Source organism: Streptomyces sp. M41(2017) (assembly GCF_002078175.1).
Taxonomy (GTDB): Bacteria; Actinomycetota; Actinomycetes; order Streptomycetales; family Streptomycetaceae; genus Streptomyces.
Genome location: NZ_MWFK01000003.1, coordinates 452,595 through 468,725 on the forward strand (window position 1 = coordinate 452,595; position 16,131 = coordinate 468,725).

The following is a 16,131-nucleotide window of genomic DNA, read 5'->3' on the forward strand; positions in this document are numbered from 1 at the left end:
GGATGACCATCGGTCGGCACGGAGCAGGACGCCCGGACCTCGGGACGCGGGACGCCGGTGCGCGGGACCTCATGGCGCGGGTCGTCCGGGGACTGACGTCACGCGGTCCACGAGGAGCAGGAGCGCTCCGCTGACCAGCAGCCCGAGCAAGCCACCGGTCACGGCTCCCGCGGTGCCCGCGATCACCGCGCCCGGCCGGCCGTAGCCGCCGGCCAGCACCGCCACGGTGGCGGCCGGCACCGGCCAGGCGATGCCGGTGCCGCTCCTGTTTCGCGCGGTCCGCCGTGCGGGCTGCTCGCCCCAGGGCCACCCCGGCGTCTCGGTCCCCCGCCCCGTGAACGCCATCGGTCAGGCGGTGGCGATGCCGTCCAGTTTTCCGGCCTTCGCCTCCTCCACCAGGGAGGCGAACTGGTCGACGCTCATCTGGACCCGCTGACCGAAGTCGTCGGTGAGCAGCACCCGGCGCTCCGCCGGGGCACCCGGGTCGACGAACAGCTGCGGGCAGCCGCAGTCGCAGTTCCCGCAGAACGTCGCCAGGGGCTCCAGGCCGGTGAGGTCACTCATCGTCAACTCCCTTTCGCAGGGCTCGCGGCCGCGGGTGCGTCGATCACCTGGGGCCTGTGGCTGCCCTGGGCATACCCGGAGCCCACGGCGGCACGCGCCGCCGTGCGGGGCGCCGGGAGCACGGTCGGCCGCGCCCATGCGCCCGTTCACCCCCGGTGCTTCCGCTCCCCCGTGCCGTACGGGAACCGGACCGGTCGGCCGGGCGACCACCTGGGGAGGGTGTGCGGCCTCGGGCACCCCACGCGGAGCCAGGGTCCGACCGACGGCCGGCGCCCCCGCGAGGAGGCGCCGGCTCTCACGTCATGCGGCCGTGACGGCGGGGCAGTCCGCCTCGGCGAGAAGGCGTTCGAGGGTGGCCCGGGCCCGTCCCACCCGGGAGCGCACCGTGCCGATGGGGCAGCCGATGAAACGGGCCGCGTCGTCGTAGGAGAGGCCCACGATCCGCGTCAGCACGAACGCCTCACGGCGTTCGTCGGGCAGCGCCTCCAGCAGGTCGAGCAGCGCGACACCGTCGTCGAAGCCGGGGAGACCGCAGGGCTGTGCGCGTTCCATGACCGCCTGCCAGTCGTGGGTGTCGGCCTGCCGGGGCCGCGCGGCAGCACGGCGGAAACTGTCGGCGACCGTGCGGCGCGCGATGGACAGCAGCCAGGTGCGCGCCGAGGCCCGCCCCTCGAAGCGAGGCAGGCCGGCGAAGGCCCGGACGAAGGTCTCCTGCGCCAGGTCCTGTGCGATCTGGGGGTCGCCGCTGAGATGGGCGACGTAGCGCAGTACGTCGCCGTGCAGCGCGCGGACGAAGTGGTCGGCGGCGTGGGGGTCTCCGTCGCGCGCGGCCAGTGCCCAGGCGGTGGCGGAGGCGTCCGCCGCGGCACGCGACGTGACGCGGGGAGCGGGCAGGACAGAAGTGATCACGTGATGTCCTTCTCGAGGTCATCCGGGGCCGACGTCCCGTGATGAGACGTGGCGCCCCGGCCCATGGGGTGCGCCGTACGCGACGGGTACGGCGATGCCCGGAGCTCGTGGCCCGCGTTCGACGAACGTGACGGACGCGGTGCGCGGGCCGTCAGGGAACTCCGCCACAGGGGAGGGCGGAGGACGTCGAGCAGGGGTGAGCCCCGGTGGATCCGGCTGTCTCAGGCGACAGCGGTGCCCACGGGCGGTCCCCGGGAGGTGACGGCGTAGCAGAGAAGGAAGCGGGCGAGGGAGGCCCGCGGCGCGGGGGTGCGGCGCGCGCGGACCGGTGGCCGGCCGCCCGGCACAGGCAGCGCCAGCAGCATCCGCAAGGGGGCGGCCAGTCGGGCGGCCGCGGCCCGCAGGAGACGGAAGACGGCGCGCTCGCCGTACGCGAGCCACAGTCCGCACAGGGCCGCGGCGAGGAGGTGGGCGGCCGGCATGCCGAGGGCGCTCCCGCCCATGCCGACCATGGTGTGCGCGTGCGGCGCACCGCCCGTGCCGTGTGCCATGCCGCCCATGGACCCCATGTCCATGCGGCTCATGTCCATCGGCCCCATGTCCGTGCCCAACCCGTCGGCCCGCGCGGACGACGCTGCGGAGGTCGGCCGGCCGGCCAGTGCGAACATCTCGTGCAGCGCGGCCTGGGTGGTGACCACGACCGTGACGATCAGCGCGCGGCCGCGTTCACGGCCGGCCAGGAACCAGCCGGCCCCCGCGGTCGCGACGGCGCCGGCCGCCATGGTCCAGCCGGGGACGGCGGCACCGGACATCATCACGTGGCCGAGGGCGGCCAACACCACGCAGGCGGCGGCGAACACACCCGCCCGCAGCGTGCGGCACCACCCTCCGACAGTCATGACGCGCCCATCTTCGCACCCGGGATCGGTCGACATCAGGTGGTACGCGGGCGGGTGCGGGACCGTCTCACGGGGCTGACGGTGGCTCATGTCACAAGGGGCCGGAGGGAACTCGCGGTATGTCCGGGACGCCTACGAGAACGAGGCCGTTCCGGGGCGGACCACGACGGCGAACACCTCGATCCTGCCGCCGCGCCGGAAGTCGAGGGTGAAGGGCACGAGATCGCCGGGACGCCATCGGGCGGTCCCCGCGGTGACGGTGAGATCCACTCCATCGGGCGACATCGCGAGGGCCGTGCCCTCCGGTACCGCGACGGACTCGATCGTCTCCCGGTAGGCCGCGCCGGCGCCCGTCATCCGGTGCCGGGAGAGCGTGACACCGCCCGGGACGTCGGGCGAGGTGACGCTCACCAGCCGGTCGGCCGAGCCGCCGTCGTTGCCGATGCGGAAGAACACCGCGGTCTCCGGCACACCGGCCGACGGCATCAGCAACCGTCCCTCGGTGACGGTGACGTGCGCGGGCCGGCCCGCCTCGCCGGTTCGTACCCAGGTCGTCAGGAACGCCAGGGTCACGCTGCAGGCGGCGACGGGAACGAGCACCGCGAGGGCGGCGTCCCTCAGGCGTCGACGGTCGTCTCCGAGGGCGGTCGTCGGACGGGGCATCAGGCTTCTCATCGCACACCGGCCCCGACGGGCCGGGGTCCTCGGCCGCGGCGGGCGGAGGCGTGTCCACGGCGGGCCGTGGCGGGCTGCCAGGCGCGCAGGCGCAGGCTGTTGCCCACCACCAGGACCGAGCTGGCGGACATCGCGGCGGCGGCGACCATGGGATCGAGCAGCCCGACCATGGCGAGCGGCACGGTGACGACGTTGTAGCCGAAGGCCCACACCAGGTTGGCCCGGATCGTCCGCAGCGTGCGCCGGGCGAGCAGCACCGCGTCGCCGAGGGCCTCGATGTCCCCGCGGACGAGGGTCAGGTCGGCGGCGCCGATCGCCACGTCCGTCCCGCCGCCCATCGCGATGCCGAGGTCGGCGCAGGCGAGCGCGGCGGCGTCGTTCACACCGTCGCCGACGACCGCGACCCGTCCGCCCTCCTCTCTCAACCGGCGGACCAGAGCGGCCTTGTCCTCCGGGGAACAGCGGGCGTGCACCTCGTCGATGCCCAGCGCCTCGGCCACCGCTCGCGCGGGCCCCTCGCGGTCGCCGGTGGCGAGGACCGGGCGGATTCCGAGCCGCCGCAGCCGGTCGACGGCCCGGTAGCTGCCGGGCCGTACGACGTCTCCGACCGCGATGAGCGCCTCGGCCCGGCCGTCCACGAGGACCAGGACGGGCGTGTGCGCCGCGGCCTCCGCGACCGCGAGGGCGTCCGCCAGACCCGGCGGCAACTCGCCCTCCGGCACCCGCACCTGGACCGTACGGCCCTCCACCCGACCCCGCACCCCCTGTCCCGGAGTCGCGGTGAAATCCGCGACGGGCGGAAGGGTCGCGCCGTCGGCGGCACGACGGGCGTACGCGGCGACGGCCCGGCCCAGGGGGTGTTCCGAGCCCTGTTCCACCGCCCCCGCCAGCCGGAGCGCGGCCTCCTGTCCGATGCCGTCGGATGTCGCGGTCACCCGGGCGAGGGTCATGTGACCGGACGTCAGGGTGCCGGTCTTGTCCAGGACGACGGTGTCCACGTGCTGGAGGGCTTCCAGCGTCCGCGGGCCGCTCACCAGCACGCCCAGTTGGGCTCCTCGGCCGGTCGCCGCCATCAGGGCCGTGGGGGTGGCCAGGCCCAGCGCGCAGGGGCAGGCGACGACGAGCACCGCGACACACGCGGTGATGGCGGCCTGCGGGTCGGCCCCGGCACCGAGCCAGAAGCCGAGGACGCTCACCGCGACGGTCAGGACGATCGGCACGAAGACGCCGGCCACCGCGTCGGCGAGCCGCTGCGCACGGGCCTTGCCGGCCTGCGCGTCCGTCACCAGCCGGGTGATACGGGCGAGCCGGGTGTCCGCGCCGACGGCGGTGGCCCGTACGAGGAGCAGACCGCCGGCGTTGACGGCCCCGCCCACCAGGGCCGAGCCGGGACTCACCTCGACGGGCTCGCTCTCCCCCGTCACCAGGGACAGGTCCACGGCGGAACTGCCCTCCGTCACCCGGCCGTCCGTGGCGACCCGCTCACCGGGGCGCACGACGAACACCTGGTCCACCCGCAGCGCCTCGACGGGGATCGAGCGCTCGCCGTTCGCGTCGCGCACCGACACCTCCTTGGCGGCCAGTTCCGCCAGGGACCGCAGGGCCGCTCCGGTGCCTCGTCGAGCGCGTGCCTCCAGGAACCGGCCGGTGAGCACGAACAGCGGGACGCTCACCGCCGCTTCCAGGTAGACGTGCGCCGTCCCGTCCGACGCGGAGGGCAGCAGGCTGAACGGCATCCGCATGCCGGGGGCACCCGCTCCCCCGAGGAACAGGGCGTAGGCCGACCAGGAGAAGGAGGCGACGACGCCCAGCGAGACAAGGGTGTCCATGGTGGCCGCGGCGTGCCGCAGCCCTCGTACCGCCCGTTCGTGGAACGGCCAGGCGCTCCACACGGCGACCGGGGCGGTCAGCGCGAAACACAGCCACTGCCAGTTACGGAACTGCAGGTCCGGAGCCATGGAGAGGACGAGAACGGGCAGGGCCAGCAGGGCGGTGACCAGCAGTCGTTCGCGCTCGCGCCGGGATGCGGCCTCCTTCGGGCCGGAGCCGGCAGGCTCCGCCGGTTCGTCCTCGCGGACGGGTGGCGCGGGCAGGGCGGCCTCGTAGCCGGCCTGTTCGACGGCCGTGACGAGATCGTGCGGTGCCACGCCGTCGGGGTGGCTGACACGGGCGCGGCCGGTGGCCAGGTTGACGGTCGCGGTGACGCCGTCGAGCTTGGCGAGCTTCTTCTCCACGCGACGGACGCAGGCCGCGCAGGTCATCCCGCCGATGGTGAGGTCGGTGAGCGTCAGGGCGGTGGTCGGTTCGGCCGTCATCACCCACCGTGCCCGTGGGTCGTCCCCGGCATGTTCTCCATGCCGCCGTCCCCGTCGTCTCCGCCACCGCCGGTCCCGTCACCGGTACCCGCCCCGGTCCGCGTGCCGTGCAGACCGGGCGCGACCGGACCCGCGGCGGAGCCGACGGCGTACGACGCCCAGAACGCCAGCGCGAGCAGCAGCAGGAAGGCGGCCGGCGCGGGCGGAATCACGCCGGTGCGCGGAATCGCTCGCGCGGCGCGGGGCGGTTGTCGGGCCTCGGCCATGGTCGGCCTTCCTGGTTGTCTCGAACCCTTGGGCGGCATGCGGCGGTTGATCGGCCGCGCCGGTTGAGAAGTCGGACGGAAGGGGCACCGAGTTCCGACGACGCATTATGACGTGCGTCACACACGCCACGGGTGTCTCGCGCCCGGCGCCGACCGGTGCGACCAGGCCATCGCGCGTGGGCCCGTGTGTGCCGGACGCGTCCGGCGCACACGGGCTCACCAACCGGAGTGAGCTCCGCCTTATCCGGTTCCCTCACGGATCTCCGCCGCCCGCGTCAACGACGCGTGACCGCGGGCCGGTTCAGAGGAGCAGGACGAACATCGTCGCCATGCCGAGGGCCATGGCAGCGTGACACGCGGGCCCCAGTGCCGCTTCGCCGCCGCCCGCCACCGGGCCCGCCGCGGTCGCGGTCGCGGGAACGGCCCGGGCCCGGTCGAAGGCCTGCGTCAGCCACCACAGCGCGAGCCCCACCGACGCGAGGGCAAGAACTCCCGCCGCCGCCTTCGGACCCGTGTCGGTGAGTGTCATGGTGGTCGCCCCGGCGCTCCCCGACATGTCCATTCCCGGCATGCCCTGCATGGCACCGCCTTCCCGGGCCCCGTCGCCCATGCCTCCCGAGTCCATCAGCGTCACCATCCAGGCCATGGCCCCCATCAGCACGGCGTGGGCCAGCGCGCCGGGCAGCCCCGCGCGTCGGGCCCCTTCGCCGCCACGGAACGGCGCCGCGCACACGAACCACAGCGCACCGGCCACGAACACCACGACCTGCGGTCCCGCCGCGAGGTCCATGCCCCACGGCCAGACCATCGCGATCATGGCGAGCCCCATGGCGGTGTGCAGGGCGTGGTCCACGCGATCGGCCCTGGTGGCACCGGGTATGACGGCGCGCCGGAACCCGTGGGCCGTCGTCAGGGCGAACACCAGGGTGAGGGTCCAGCGCAGTCCGCTCGCCGCGATCATGCGTCGACTCCCGTCTGCCGTACGGCGTCGGTGTCGTGTCCGGGTGCACGCTCGTTCGTCACGGTCGGCCGCCCGAAGGCTGCGCGACCCGGCGACGCCGGACGACTCCGGTGACGAGGTCGACGACCAGGAACACGGCCAGCGGAACACCGAACAGGGGCAGGGCCCAGCCGAGCGCCACGACGGCGACGACACCGACGGCCAGGCCCGCCGACGGGACGCCGCGCCAGGCACCACGGGCCGGAGGCGCACCGAGGGCGGCACGGCGGTCGGCGCGGGTGGGCCGACGCTGCCACCACATGCGGTAGCCCCAGATGATCACGCAGATCAGGCCGACGGCCAGGACGGCCAGCAGCACCTGGTTGGCGACACCGAACAGGGTGCCCATATGGACGTTGATGCCCCAGCGCGTCAGCTTGGACAGCAGCGGCCAGTCGGCGAAGTCCACCCGGTCGACGACCTGGCCGGTGGAGGCGTCGACCGCGAGGCTGTCACGACCGACCGGCCACAGGTCGCGGGTCTGCGAGACGGTCCATGCCGTGGCGTCGTCCTGGGGTACGGCGATCTCCACCGGGCCGTCCAGGCCGTCGTCCCGGGCCGCGTCCAGGACTCCGTCCACGGACGCGGGATCGACACTCCCCGTCTTGCGGGCGTCCGTCCCGCCCTCGTCGTGGTCATGGCCGCCCGCCGTACCGGCCGGGGAACCCGACAGGGTGGTGGACACCCCCGGGGTGCCGGACCGCAGGGAGTCCAGCGCCTGCGAGAAGTGCTCGCCCGCGAAGCGCGACCAGGTCAGACCGGTCGCGGAGAGGGCCAGCATACCGACCGCGAGCCACACGCCCGTCACGGCGTGCAGGCTTCTGGTGCGCCGTACCCCCCGCTTGGCCGTCCGGTCCGGCAGCAGCAGTCGCCGTGCCGTCCGGCCTCCACGCTGTCGGCGCCACCAGAGGACCAGCCCGCCGAGGACCAGGACCCACAGCCAGCTGGCGGCGAACTCCGAGTAGTACCGGCCGGCCGTGCCCAGGTGCAGGTTCCGGTGGAGGTCGTCCAGCCACGTCGTCAGCGGAGTGCTGCCGTACCAGGTGGTCAGCTGCCCCGTCACCTCGTCCGTGTACGGGTCGACGTAGACGGTGTGCGCCTTCTCGCCAAGTTCGGGCAGCGCGAAGTCCACCTGCGTGGTCGCGTCGCCCGTTCCCGGACGCACGGCGATCAGCGTGCCGGTGGGGTGCCGGGCGCGCGCGGCGGCCACCTGTCCGGCGAGCGGCCTGGTGCTGTCGCCGGTGTGGGCGACGCTCAGCTCCCTGTCGTAGACGAACGCGTCCAGCTGCGGCGTGAAGGTGTAGAGGAGGCCGGTCACCGCGGCGACGAGCAGGAACGGCGCCACCAGGACACCGGCGTAGAAGTGGAGCCGCACCAGGAGCGCGCCGAGGCCCGTCCGACGCCCCGCCGGTGCGGGCGGTCGTACCCCGGACTCCGGTCTTTCGGTGCCCGCGCCGGGCAGGTCGGGTATCTCGGAGCTGACGGACATGGTCGGACCTCGCTCTGTCGGCGGCGCACAAGGCGCCGTCAGCGTGCAGGGCAGGGCGGCGTCCGCCGAAGACCCGCCGCGACGACGCCCTACACCGGCCGCACTTCGGCCGCTGCCCTCAGACAGTCGCGCGGAGGCACGCTCGAGTTCCCGGACCGGTCCACGTTCCTTTCCGATGCCCCGCACCGACGCGTGGTGCCCCCGTACGCGTACGTACGGGGGCACCAGAGGCAAAGGAGCGTCGGAGCCGTTCGACCCCGCCGTCGGCTCGTTCGAAAGCGGGGGCGGACCGGGGGGTCAGCCGTCGAGGGTGCCCTGGCGGGCGTCGCTCCACAGGTCGACGCTGAAGCTACCGGTGGTCAGCTCGTCGATCTCGCGCAGTTCCTCGTCGGAGAAGTCGAGGTTGTCGAGCGCCGCGACGTTCTGCTCCAGCTGTTCGGTACGGGAGGCGCCGATCACCAGGGAGGTGACCCGCTCGTCGCGCAGGGCCCAGGCGAGTGCCATCTGGGCGAGGCTCTGATCGCGCCGCCCGGCGATCTCGTCGAGGGCCCGCAGGCGGCGCAGCGTCTCCTCGGAGAGCCACCCCGTGTCGAAGGACTTGTCCTGTGCGGCCCGCGAGTCCTTCGGGACACCGTCGAGGTAACGGCCGGTGAGCAGCCCCTGCGCGAGCGCGGTGAAGCCGATGACACCGAACCCCTCGTCGTCGGCGGCGTCGAGGAGCCCGTCGGTCTCGACCCACCGGTTGAGCATGTTGTAGGAGGGCTGGTGGATCAGCAGGGGCGTGCCCAGTTCCCGCAGGATGGCGGCCGCCTGGCGGCTGCGCTCGGTGTCGTAGGAGGAGATGCCGACGTAGAGCGCCTTGCCCTGGCGGACGGCGGTGTCCAGGGCGGTCATCGTCTCCTCCAGCGGCGTGGTGGGGTCCAGCCGGTGCGAGTAGAAGATGTCGACGTAGTCCAGGCCCATTCGGCTGAGGGACTGGTCCAGTGAGGCGAGCACGTACTTCCGCGAGCCGCCGCCCTGGCCGTACGGGCCGGGCCACATGTCCCAGCCGGCCTTCGTGGAGACGACCAGCTCGTCGCGGTACGGCTTCAGGTCCTGCCGCATCAGCCGGCCGAAGTTGATCTCCGCCGAGCCGTAGGGCGGCCCGTAGTTGTTCGCCAGGTCGTGGTGCGTGATCCCGAGGTCGAACGCCCGCAGGGCGATCTCCCGCTGCGTCTCGAACGGCTTGTCGTCACCGAAGTTGTGCCAGTACCCGAGGGACAGGAGCGGCAGGTCGAGTCCGGAGCGGCCGGTGCGCCGGTAGCGCATGGTGCCGTCGTAGCGCTTGGGATCAGGGACATGGCTCATGGTGTGTTCTCCGCCGGCGACAGGTATGGGGCCCTTTTCGCTGATCGAAAGGGGGTACGGGTCAACTCTGCGCCGCCTTTGTGGCGAAGTCCAACCGCTCGGTCCGCTGCGATTCAGCGGTACGGGTCATGAATCGCGGGGTTCCCTCCGCGGAGGGAAATGGGTCGCGCCCCGTGCCGTGAGCCGTTAGGTTCCGCCCTGCCCTGTGTGGGGCACGACGCGACCGCGGAAGGGGCCGGACATGGGGACCGAGGGCACGCGCATGGATCGCCTGGGCCTGTTGCTGGAACAGTTCGACAAGGCGCGGGAGGCGGCCCAGGTCCGGCTCACGGGACTCGGCGACGAGGAGTACCTGTGGGAACCGGCGCCCGGAAGCTGGTCGCTCCGCCCCCGGGCCGAGGCGACGACGCCCAGGGCGTTCGGACCGGGCGCGTGGGTGATGGATCTGGGGGCGGCGGACATCCCGGCGAGCGAGTACGCCGAGGTCGCTCGGCAGGCCGCGGACGGGATGACGGTCGACAAGATCGCCGAGGACTGGAGCGTGAGCGTCGAGCGGGTGCGCGAGGTCCTCGCCCGCACCGGTGAGCCGGAGCCCGACGAGACACCGGTCACGACCATCGCGTGGCGCATCGCCCACCTGCACTTCCACTTCCAGGGCGGCTGGGAGTGGACCTTCGGCGATCGGCGCCGGGAACCGAAGGAGCTGGTCGACTTCACCCCCTCCGCGGCCCTCGCGCTCGAACGGTTCTGGGCCCTGATCGACCGCTGGCGCGACAGCGTCGGCACCCTCACGGAGGAACAGCTCGACACCGTCGGCTTCTCGCAGTACCCGTACGGCTCCGATCCCGACGACCCCTACGTCTCCGTCCTGGCCGGGTCCAACCTCGAGTTCATCCACCACATGGCCGAGATCGCCCTGCTCCGGGACCTGTGGAGGGCCCGCTCGACGACCGGCGGGTAATCCGGCCCGAGTTGCGCGCCGGACCGCGCCGTGCCCTGCGTCACCCGTCCGGCGGTGCTGGGCGCGGGCGTCCGGCTGGAATCCATCCAGCATGCAACTCTCCACGCGCACGACACCTGCCCCGGTCCCGACAGATCCGCCCAGCGGCGCCCCGCCGCCCTCCGGGGCAGGCCCTGAACAGGGCCGCCTCCAAGGGCTGGAGGCGCGGATGGAGGCCGTCAAGCGACACATGGACACCCGGCTCGCGGTAGCGGCGGTGGCCTACGAGGTGAACACCGCTCACCTCGACACGGTGCCGGTCGACTGGTCCCGGATCACGACCGCGCCCGTTCCCGCCGCGCCGGCCCGAACCCCCGGCCCGTACGCGACTCCGGTCGCGGCGCTCCTGCACCGGGCCTCCCTGCGGCTGCGGGAGGCCGGCTGGTGCGCGGGAGCGCTGATCGACGAGGACGGGGCCCTGTGCTCACAGGGTGCGATCCGCCGGGAATCGGGCGGCGACCGCCGGCTTGAGGCGCAGGCCATGGAGGTGCTGCTGGAGGCCATCCGCCGGAGGTTCGGCCCGTCGGTGGAGTCGGTTCCCACCTTCAACGACGCGTGGGCCGACGGCAGCGAGCCGACCCGCATGATGGAGCGGGCGAGTGTCCTGGCCGACGCGCGAGGAATCTGAACCGGCCCGCTGGGCGCGGGCGTTCACCGCGTCCGGACCTTCACCATGACCAACAGCGGTACGGGCACGGGCACCGGCTGGGCCGACCACGTCTGTTCGCCGGTCCCGGCGTCACGCCGGTCCCGACAACTCTGGCCTGATCGACCGTTGCGCGGAACGCCGCCCCGAACCGAGACTGCTGTGCGTACAACGGCACAGCGAACGGGGCCTCGGTGAAGCGGATCCATTTCACTGCCGAGGACCTCATGCGGACCCGCGTGGCGCCCACCATCGGTGTGGCGGCGGAGACGTTCGACAGCGTGCGGATGCTGATGGACCGCGGCGGCGGTCCCGCCTTCCGGCGCTGGCAGGTGGCCGTCCGGGGCCGACTGCGCGAACAGGCCTTCCCGCTGGCCGCGTTGATGCCGTCCCGAGGGCCGCTTGTCGACGTGGTGAGCCTGGCCGGCCGTTCGGCGTCCATCGACGAGGCGGTGGAGCATCTGCTCGGAGCCCCGCGCGATCTGGTGCGCGTCGAACTCGAGAACATCGACTTCCGCCCGGCGCACCGGTCCTTCGCGCGGAACCTGGTGGACGGCGACCGTGAGGCCCGGCTCCAGGTCGCGTCCGCCCTGCGCGCCTGTCACGGCCTGACCGTCGCACCGTACTGGGCCGGTCTGCGCACCCATCTCGCACAGGCCCGTGCCGCCTACGTGGGTTCGCTCGCCGAGGGCGGCGTCGACCGTCTCCTCGCGTCGCTCTGCGGGCCCCTTGTCCGCTGGCGGCCTCCGGTGCTCGAGATACGGCATCCACGGGACGAGGACGTGCATTTGGGAGGTCGGGGTCTCGTCGTCGCACCGACCCTGTTCTCCTCTCAGGAGATAGAACTCCTCCAGGCGCCGCTGGACCCGGACCAGCCACCCGTCCTGGCCGTCCCGAGCGTGCGTGACGCGCTCGACGGCACGACCCTGTGGGAAGGGATCGTCGAGCCCGGCGCCGACGCGCTCGACGACCTGCTCGGACGCACCCGGGCTGCGGTGCTGCGCGCCACCGTCGCGGGCTGCGGAACGACGGACCTGGCCCGGCGTCTGAAGATCTCGCCGGCGACCGCGAGCCACCACACCTCCGTCCTGCGCAAGGCGGATCTGATCGTCAGCCGGCGCGACGGCAAGACGGTCGTCCACACGGCCACCCCGTTGGGCCTGGCCCTGCTGGACCCGGGTTCGCGGCTGCTCTGAGGGAGTTCAGGGCGCCTCCGGCCGCGTACGGCCGGGACTCCTCGCCGCCGGTCCCGACTGCCGACGCCGTCCGGGGGCACTTGTGCTCTTCGAGGCACAGGCCGACCGGGCCCGGGCGGGACAGCGAGCGACGAAGTCGAGGGGGTCGGAAGGCTGTTGGAAGAGAAGAGACCTGTCTTCATGGCGAAAGGCGATGCGATGACCGAGGCAGTGCGCGACGTGATGACCGGTCCCCCGCGGTCGGTCTCGCCCCGGACTCCCGTCACCGAGGTCGCCCGGTACATGCGCGACGAGGACATCGGCGCCGTGCTGGTCACCGAACGCGGGCGGCTCCGCGGTGTCGTCACCGACCGGGATCTGGTGATCCGCGTGATGTGTCACGGAGGGAACATCGACCAGGTGACGGCGGAGCAGGCGTGCAGCGACGTACTGGTCACCGTCTCCCCCGACGACGACCTCGACCGGGCGATCGGCCTCATGCGCCAACGCGCCGTCCGGCGCATCCCCGTCGTCGACGACGGCCTCCCGGTCGGCATCGTCACTCTCGGGGACATCGCCGTCGAGAACGAGCCCGGCTCCGTCCTCTCCGCCATCACCAACGCCCCGCCCGACGCGTGACGTTCGAGAGCCGCCGGTGACGCGTGTGCGGGTCCCGTAGGCCGTCTCAGCCGTCGAGGGTGCCGGCGGCGCGCGTCCTCAGGTCCTGGTCCGTGACCCGGCGGAGCACACGGCAGGGAGTTCCGACGGCGACGCTCATGGGCGGGACGTCGCGGCTGACGACACTGCCGGCGCCCACGACCGATCCGTATCCGATGCGGACGCCGGGCAGGACGACCGCGTTGCCGCCGATCCAGACCTTGTCCTCGATCACGATCGGTTCCGAGAACCGGGCGAAGTCCACACGTCGCGCGGGGTGCACGGGGTGCCCGGTCGTGGTCAGGGTGACGCTGGGCGCGATCATGACGCCGTCGCCGATACGGATGTCCACGTCGTCGACGAACGTCAGGTTCACATTGCCGAAGAAGTCGTCGCCGATGTGGACGTTGCTTCCGAACCCCGCGTGGAACGGCGGCAGCAGGACCGTGCGCTCCCCCACGGACCCCAGGATGGCGAGGAGCAGGGCCCGCCGCTTGTCGGTCTCACTCGGGGGTGTGTGGTTGTACGCGAAGATCTCGTCGGTGCGACGGCGAGCGTTCTGGAAGGCCGCCTCGGACTCCGTATAGACATGACCCTCGGCGATGCGGGCCAGGACCGCTTCCTCGTCCTTCCGCGATCCAGCGGAACTCTCCATCGGTCCGACCTCCCGGTGCACGATACGACGCTCTCCTCGCCAACTCCCTTCGCGAGCCTACGCGTTGGAGGGAGCCAGGCGCATCGGCGTCACGGACGGCCGCCGGACGCCTTCGCCGTACCGTCCGCCGCGCCTCGTCCATCGGTCACCGAACCTCCACGGAATGGGCCCCATGGTCACGGCCACCACGGGGCACCCGCCGGTCGACGTCGACCGAAGGGGGGATGGTGGTGATAGTGGTCGCTCTCCTGTTGCTGCCGGCCCAGGGAGCTCTGCTCTACGCGATGGACCGCCTCGAAGACCGCGTACTCAACGCCGCTCCGACGCACACGGCGCGCCATGGGCGCGCCCGACATCTCCGCCTGGTCAAGGGCGCGAAGGCGGGCGCCGCCGCACCTGAAGGCGAGAGGCGGAGCGACCGACGGCGCGACGCGGCCTGACATCCGCCGCGCAGGCGGACATCAGGCCGTGCGTCCCGCTTCACGCCCCGCCGGGCTTCGTCACGCCTGCGGGCAGGTTCCCCGGGCCGGCGTGCGCTGCGAGCGGAGCCACTGGGCGATCAGGGCGAGGGCGGCGAGGAAGGCGACCGTCGCGGCATAGACGACCGAGGTCTCGTGCAGCCCGGTGTGGGTGACGGCGATGCCGGCGACCACGGCGGGCACGCTGAAGGAGACGTAGGAGATCACGAAGGCGACGGAGAGCAGTTCGCCCCGTTCGGCGGGGGCGGCTATCCGGGCCAGGGTGCCGAAGCTGGCGAGGGCCGAGGCGCCGAAGCCGACGCCCGCGATGACGGTGCCGAGCGCGGCCAGGGTCAGGGAGTGGTCCTCGACCCCGGACAGGGCGACGGCGGTCCCGGCGAGCAGCAGGCTCGCGCCGAGTGCCAGGGTGCGCCCGACGGGCCAGCCGCGCAGCGCCAGTGCGGTCAGCGACGCCGGCACGGTCAGGAGTGTGACGACCAGCCCGCCGACGACGTGGTTGGAGAGTCCGAACAGTCCGGCGGCCACGGACGGCCCCAGCGAGAGGTACAGGCCACCGAGGGCCCAGCTCGCGACGAGGATCGGCACCAGTCCCAGCAGGTCGGCCCGCAGGTGTGCGGCGACCTTGAGGCGGGGCTGCAGGGAGCGGGCGGCACCGGGGCGGCGCAGCGAGGTCTCGGGAAGCGCCAGGAGCAGCGCCCCGGCGACGACCAGGCCGGCCAGCAGCAGCGCGTACACGAGGCGGGTGGGGTGCGGCCCGTACTGGACGAGGAATCCGCAGCCCAGGGCGCCGAGTCCGAGCCCGAACGTGGGGGCGGCGCCGGTGACGACGCCGGCCCGGTGTGGCGCGTGGGCCGGGTTGAGGTCGGCCAGTGCGGCTCCGAGGGCGGTCATGGCGGCGCCGGTCGCGATGCCCTGGACCAGGCGCGCGACCATCAGCAGGCTGATGTCGTCCGCGGTGAGGAACAGGACCATCGACACCGCTTCGAGGGCGATGGCGGACAGCAGGACCGGGCGGCGGCCGAGGTGGTCGGAGAGTGCGCCGAGGACGAGGAGGGCCGCGATCATTCCCAGGACGTAGACCGCGAAGACGGTGGTGAGGGTGGTCGCCGAGAAGTGCCATTCCTGCTGGTAGACGACGTAGAGCGGGGACGGCGCACTGGAGGCGGCCATGAAGAGGACGAAAACGACGGCCAGCGCGACGAAGGCGGCCGGCCGGCCGAGCTCGCGTCGGCCGCGGGCGGGCGGGGTGTCGACGGCGAGCGAGGAGCTCTTGCTCTGGGGCGGGGCGGAACCGGGCATGACGACTCTCTCCAAACGCAGCGATCAATGCGTTAACGACGCTAGCACTAACGCAGCGATCAGTGCGATAATTCCGCCATGGTTGACGTTTCAGCTCAGGTACGCCCCGGTGGCCGCTCCGCGAAGGTGCGGGCCGCCGTCCATCGCGCCGTCGGGGAACTCCTCGCGGAGGAGCCCTCGGAGACCCTGACGATCCCGGCCGTCGCCGCCCGCGCCGGCGTGCACGCCACGACCGTCTACCGACGCTGGGGCTCGGCGGCGCAGTTGCTGAACGACGTCGCCACCAGCAGGTTCAGCGGTGATGTGGTCGTGCCGGACTCCGGTTCGCTCGGCGGTGACCTGGAGCGCTGGATGGAGGACGTGGCGACCGACCTCACGGACCCGGACACGCTCGCGCTGATGCGCGCCACGATCGGCTCGGGGCCTGAGGGCGGCTGCGCCTGCACGGCGGACCGCCACGAACAGCTCAGCGCCATCATCGAGCGCGAGCGTTCCCGGGGCGGCGAGGCGCCGGACGTCGAGAGCGCGGTGGACTCCCTGCTGGGTCCGCTCTACTACCGGGCGATCTTCAGCGCACGACCCGCTTCGCCCGACTGGGCACGGCGGCTCGTGGACTCGTTCCTCGCGGCGTCCTGACCGGTCACAGGCCCCGGCCGCGCCCGCGCGACTGGTCTGCGTGATGCACCCCCGCAGGCCGGCGGCCGGGCGAAGCGGGGCGATCCGTCCTCGGCGGTCCGCCCGGCGAGCCGAGCGTCT

At 73.0% G+C, this 16,131-nt stretch carries 18 protein-coding genes; 6 read left to right on the forward strand and 12 right to left on the reverse strand.

What is annotated here, in order from left to right; genetic code table 11:
- Window positions 1-69 precede the first annotated feature (69 nt).
- The 10 genes from B0675_RS38725 to mgrA all read right to left on the reverse strand — a co-directional run bounded on the left by B0675_RS38725 (window position 70) and on the right by mgrA (window position 9,464).
- Window positions 70-345, reverse strand: coding sequence for a hypothetical protein (locus B0675_RS38725; RefSeq protein WP_081224454.1), 276 nt, complete (start codon window positions 343-345; stop codon window positions 70-72).
- Between the two features lie 3 nt (window positions 346-348).
- The gene (locus B0675_RS38730) at window positions 349-564 is read right to left on the reverse strand and encodes a hypothetical protein (RefSeq protein ID WP_081224455.1); all 216 of its coding nucleotides are present in this window, start codon (window positions 562-564) and stop codon (window positions 349-351) included.
- Between the two features lie 300 nt (window positions 565-864).
- Complete coding sequence (locus tag B0675_RS38735; RefSeq protein WP_081224456.1) at window positions 865-1,473, reverse strand: sigma-70 family RNA polymerase sigma factor; 609 nt, start codon at window positions 1,471-1,473, stop codon at window positions 865-867.
- 221 nt (window positions 1,474-1,694) lie between these two features.
- The gene (locus tag B0675_RS38740; RefSeq protein ID WP_081224457.1) at window positions 1,695-2,372 is read right to left on the reverse strand and encodes a hypothetical protein; all 678 of its coding nucleotides are present in this window, start codon (window positions 2,370-2,372) and stop codon (window positions 1,695-1,697) included.
- Window positions 2,373-2,504: 132 nt separating this feature from the next.
- Window positions 2,505-3,035 carry a copper chaperone PCu(A)C gene (locus tag B0675_RS38745; protein WP_241540181.1) on the reverse strand — a complete coding sequence of 177 codons (531 nt, stop codon included), beginning with the start codon at window positions 3,033-3,035 and terminating at the stop codon, window positions 2,505-2,507.
- An 8-nt stretch (window positions 3,036-3,043) separates the two neighbouring features.
- Window positions 3,044-5,362: a heavy metal translocating P-type ATPase gene (locus B0675_RS38750; RefSeq protein ID WP_081224605.1), complete on the reverse strand. Its 2,319-nt coding sequence runs from the start codon at window positions 5,360-5,362 to the stop codon at window positions 3,044-3,046.
- Window positions 5,362-5,628 carry a hypothetical protein gene (locus tag B0675_RS38755; protein ID WP_081224459.1) on the reverse strand — a complete coding sequence of 89 codons (267 nt, stop codon included), beginning with the start codon at window positions 5,626-5,628 and terminating at the stop codon, window positions 5,362-5,364. The genes B0675_RS38750 and B0675_RS38755 overlap by 1 nt, the downstream gene beginning before the upstream one ends.
- A 301-nt stretch (window positions 5,629-5,929) precedes the next feature.
- A complete protein-coding gene (locus B0675_RS38760) occupies window positions 5,930-6,589 on the reverse strand; it encodes a DUF5134 domain-containing protein (RefSeq protein ID WP_081224460.1) in 660 nt (219 codons plus the stop codon).
- 58 nt (window positions 6,590-6,647) lie between these two features.
- The gene (locus B0675_RS38765) at window positions 6,648-8,117 is read right to left on the reverse strand and encodes a PepSY domain-containing protein (protein ID WP_081224461.1); all 1,470 of its coding nucleotides are present in this window, start codon (window positions 8,115-8,117) and stop codon (window positions 6,648-6,650) included.
- Window positions 8,118-8,414: 297 nt separating this feature from the next.
- A complete protein-coding gene (mgrA, locus tag B0675_RS38770) occupies window positions 8,415-9,464 on the reverse strand; it encodes an L-glyceraldehyde 3-phosphate reductase (RefSeq protein WP_081224462.1) in 1,050 nt (349 codons plus the stop codon).
- 241 nt (window positions 9,465-9,705) lie between these two features.
- Here mgrA and B0675_RS38775 point away from each other — a divergent pair, with 241 nt between their 5' ends.
- The 4 genes from B0675_RS38775 to B0675_RS38790 all read left to right on the forward strand — a co-directional run bounded on the left by B0675_RS38775 (window position 9,706) and on the right by B0675_RS38790 (window position 12,924).
- Window positions 9,706-10,425 (forward strand): DinB family protein, encoded by a 720-nt coding sequence (locus tag B0675_RS38775; RefSeq protein ID WP_081224463.1) that lies wholly within the window; start codon window positions 9,706-9,708, stop codon window positions 10,423-10,425.
- A gap of 208 nt (window positions 10,426-10,633) precedes the next feature.
- Window positions 10,634-11,092 carry a hypothetical protein gene (locus B0675_RS38780; RefSeq protein ID WP_241540183.1) on the forward strand — a complete coding sequence of 153 codons (459 nt, stop codon included), beginning with the start codon at window positions 10,634-10,636 and terminating at the stop codon, window positions 11,090-11,092.
- 212 nt (window positions 11,093-11,304) lie between these two features.
- Complete coding sequence (locus tag B0675_RS38785; RefSeq protein ID WP_179165559.1) at window positions 11,305-12,306, forward strand: helix-turn-helix domain-containing protein; 1,002 nt, start codon at window positions 11,305-11,307, stop codon at window positions 12,304-12,306.
- 198 nt (window positions 12,307-12,504) lie between these two features.
- Window positions 12,505-12,924, forward strand: a complete 420-nt coding sequence (locus tag B0675_RS38790) for a CBS domain-containing protein (RefSeq protein ID WP_081224466.1) — start codon at window positions 12,505-12,507, stop codon at window positions 12,922-12,924.
- A 46-nt stretch (window positions 12,925-12,970) separates the two neighbouring features.
- On the opposite strand, the gene B0675_RS38795 is transcribed toward B0675_RS38790, so the two are convergent.
- Window positions 12,971-13,597, reverse strand: coding sequence for a sugar O-acetyltransferase (locus tag B0675_RS38795; RefSeq protein WP_081224606.1), 627 nt, complete (start codon window positions 13,595-13,597; stop codon window positions 12,971-12,973).
- A 224-nt stretch (window positions 13,598-13,821) separates the two neighbouring features.
- On the opposite strand from B0675_RS38795, the gene B0675_RS38800 reads away from it, so the two are divergent.
- Entirely contained in the window at window positions 13,822-14,037 is a 216-nt protein-coding gene (locus tag B0675_RS38800) for a hypothetical protein (RefSeq protein ID WP_081224467.1), read from the forward strand.
- A gap of 60 nt (window positions 14,038-14,097) precedes the next feature.
- Here the strand turns inward: B0675_RS38800 and B0675_RS38805 are convergent, their stop codons facing one another.
- On the reverse strand, window positions 14,098-15,375 hold the full coding sequence (locus tag B0675_RS38805) for an MFS transporter (RefSeq protein WP_081224468.1): 1,278 nt from the start codon (window positions 15,373-15,375) through the stop codon (window positions 14,098-14,100).
- Window positions 15,376-15,453: 78 nt separating this feature from the next.
- Here B0675_RS38805 and B0675_RS38810 point away from each other — a divergent pair, with 78 nt between their 5' ends.
- Window positions 15,454-16,011, forward strand: coding sequence for a TetR/AcrR family transcriptional regulator (locus tag B0675_RS38810; protein ID WP_081224469.1), 558 nt, complete (start codon window positions 15,454-15,456; stop codon window positions 16,009-16,011).
- Window positions 16,012-16,131 lie beyond the last annotated feature (120 nt).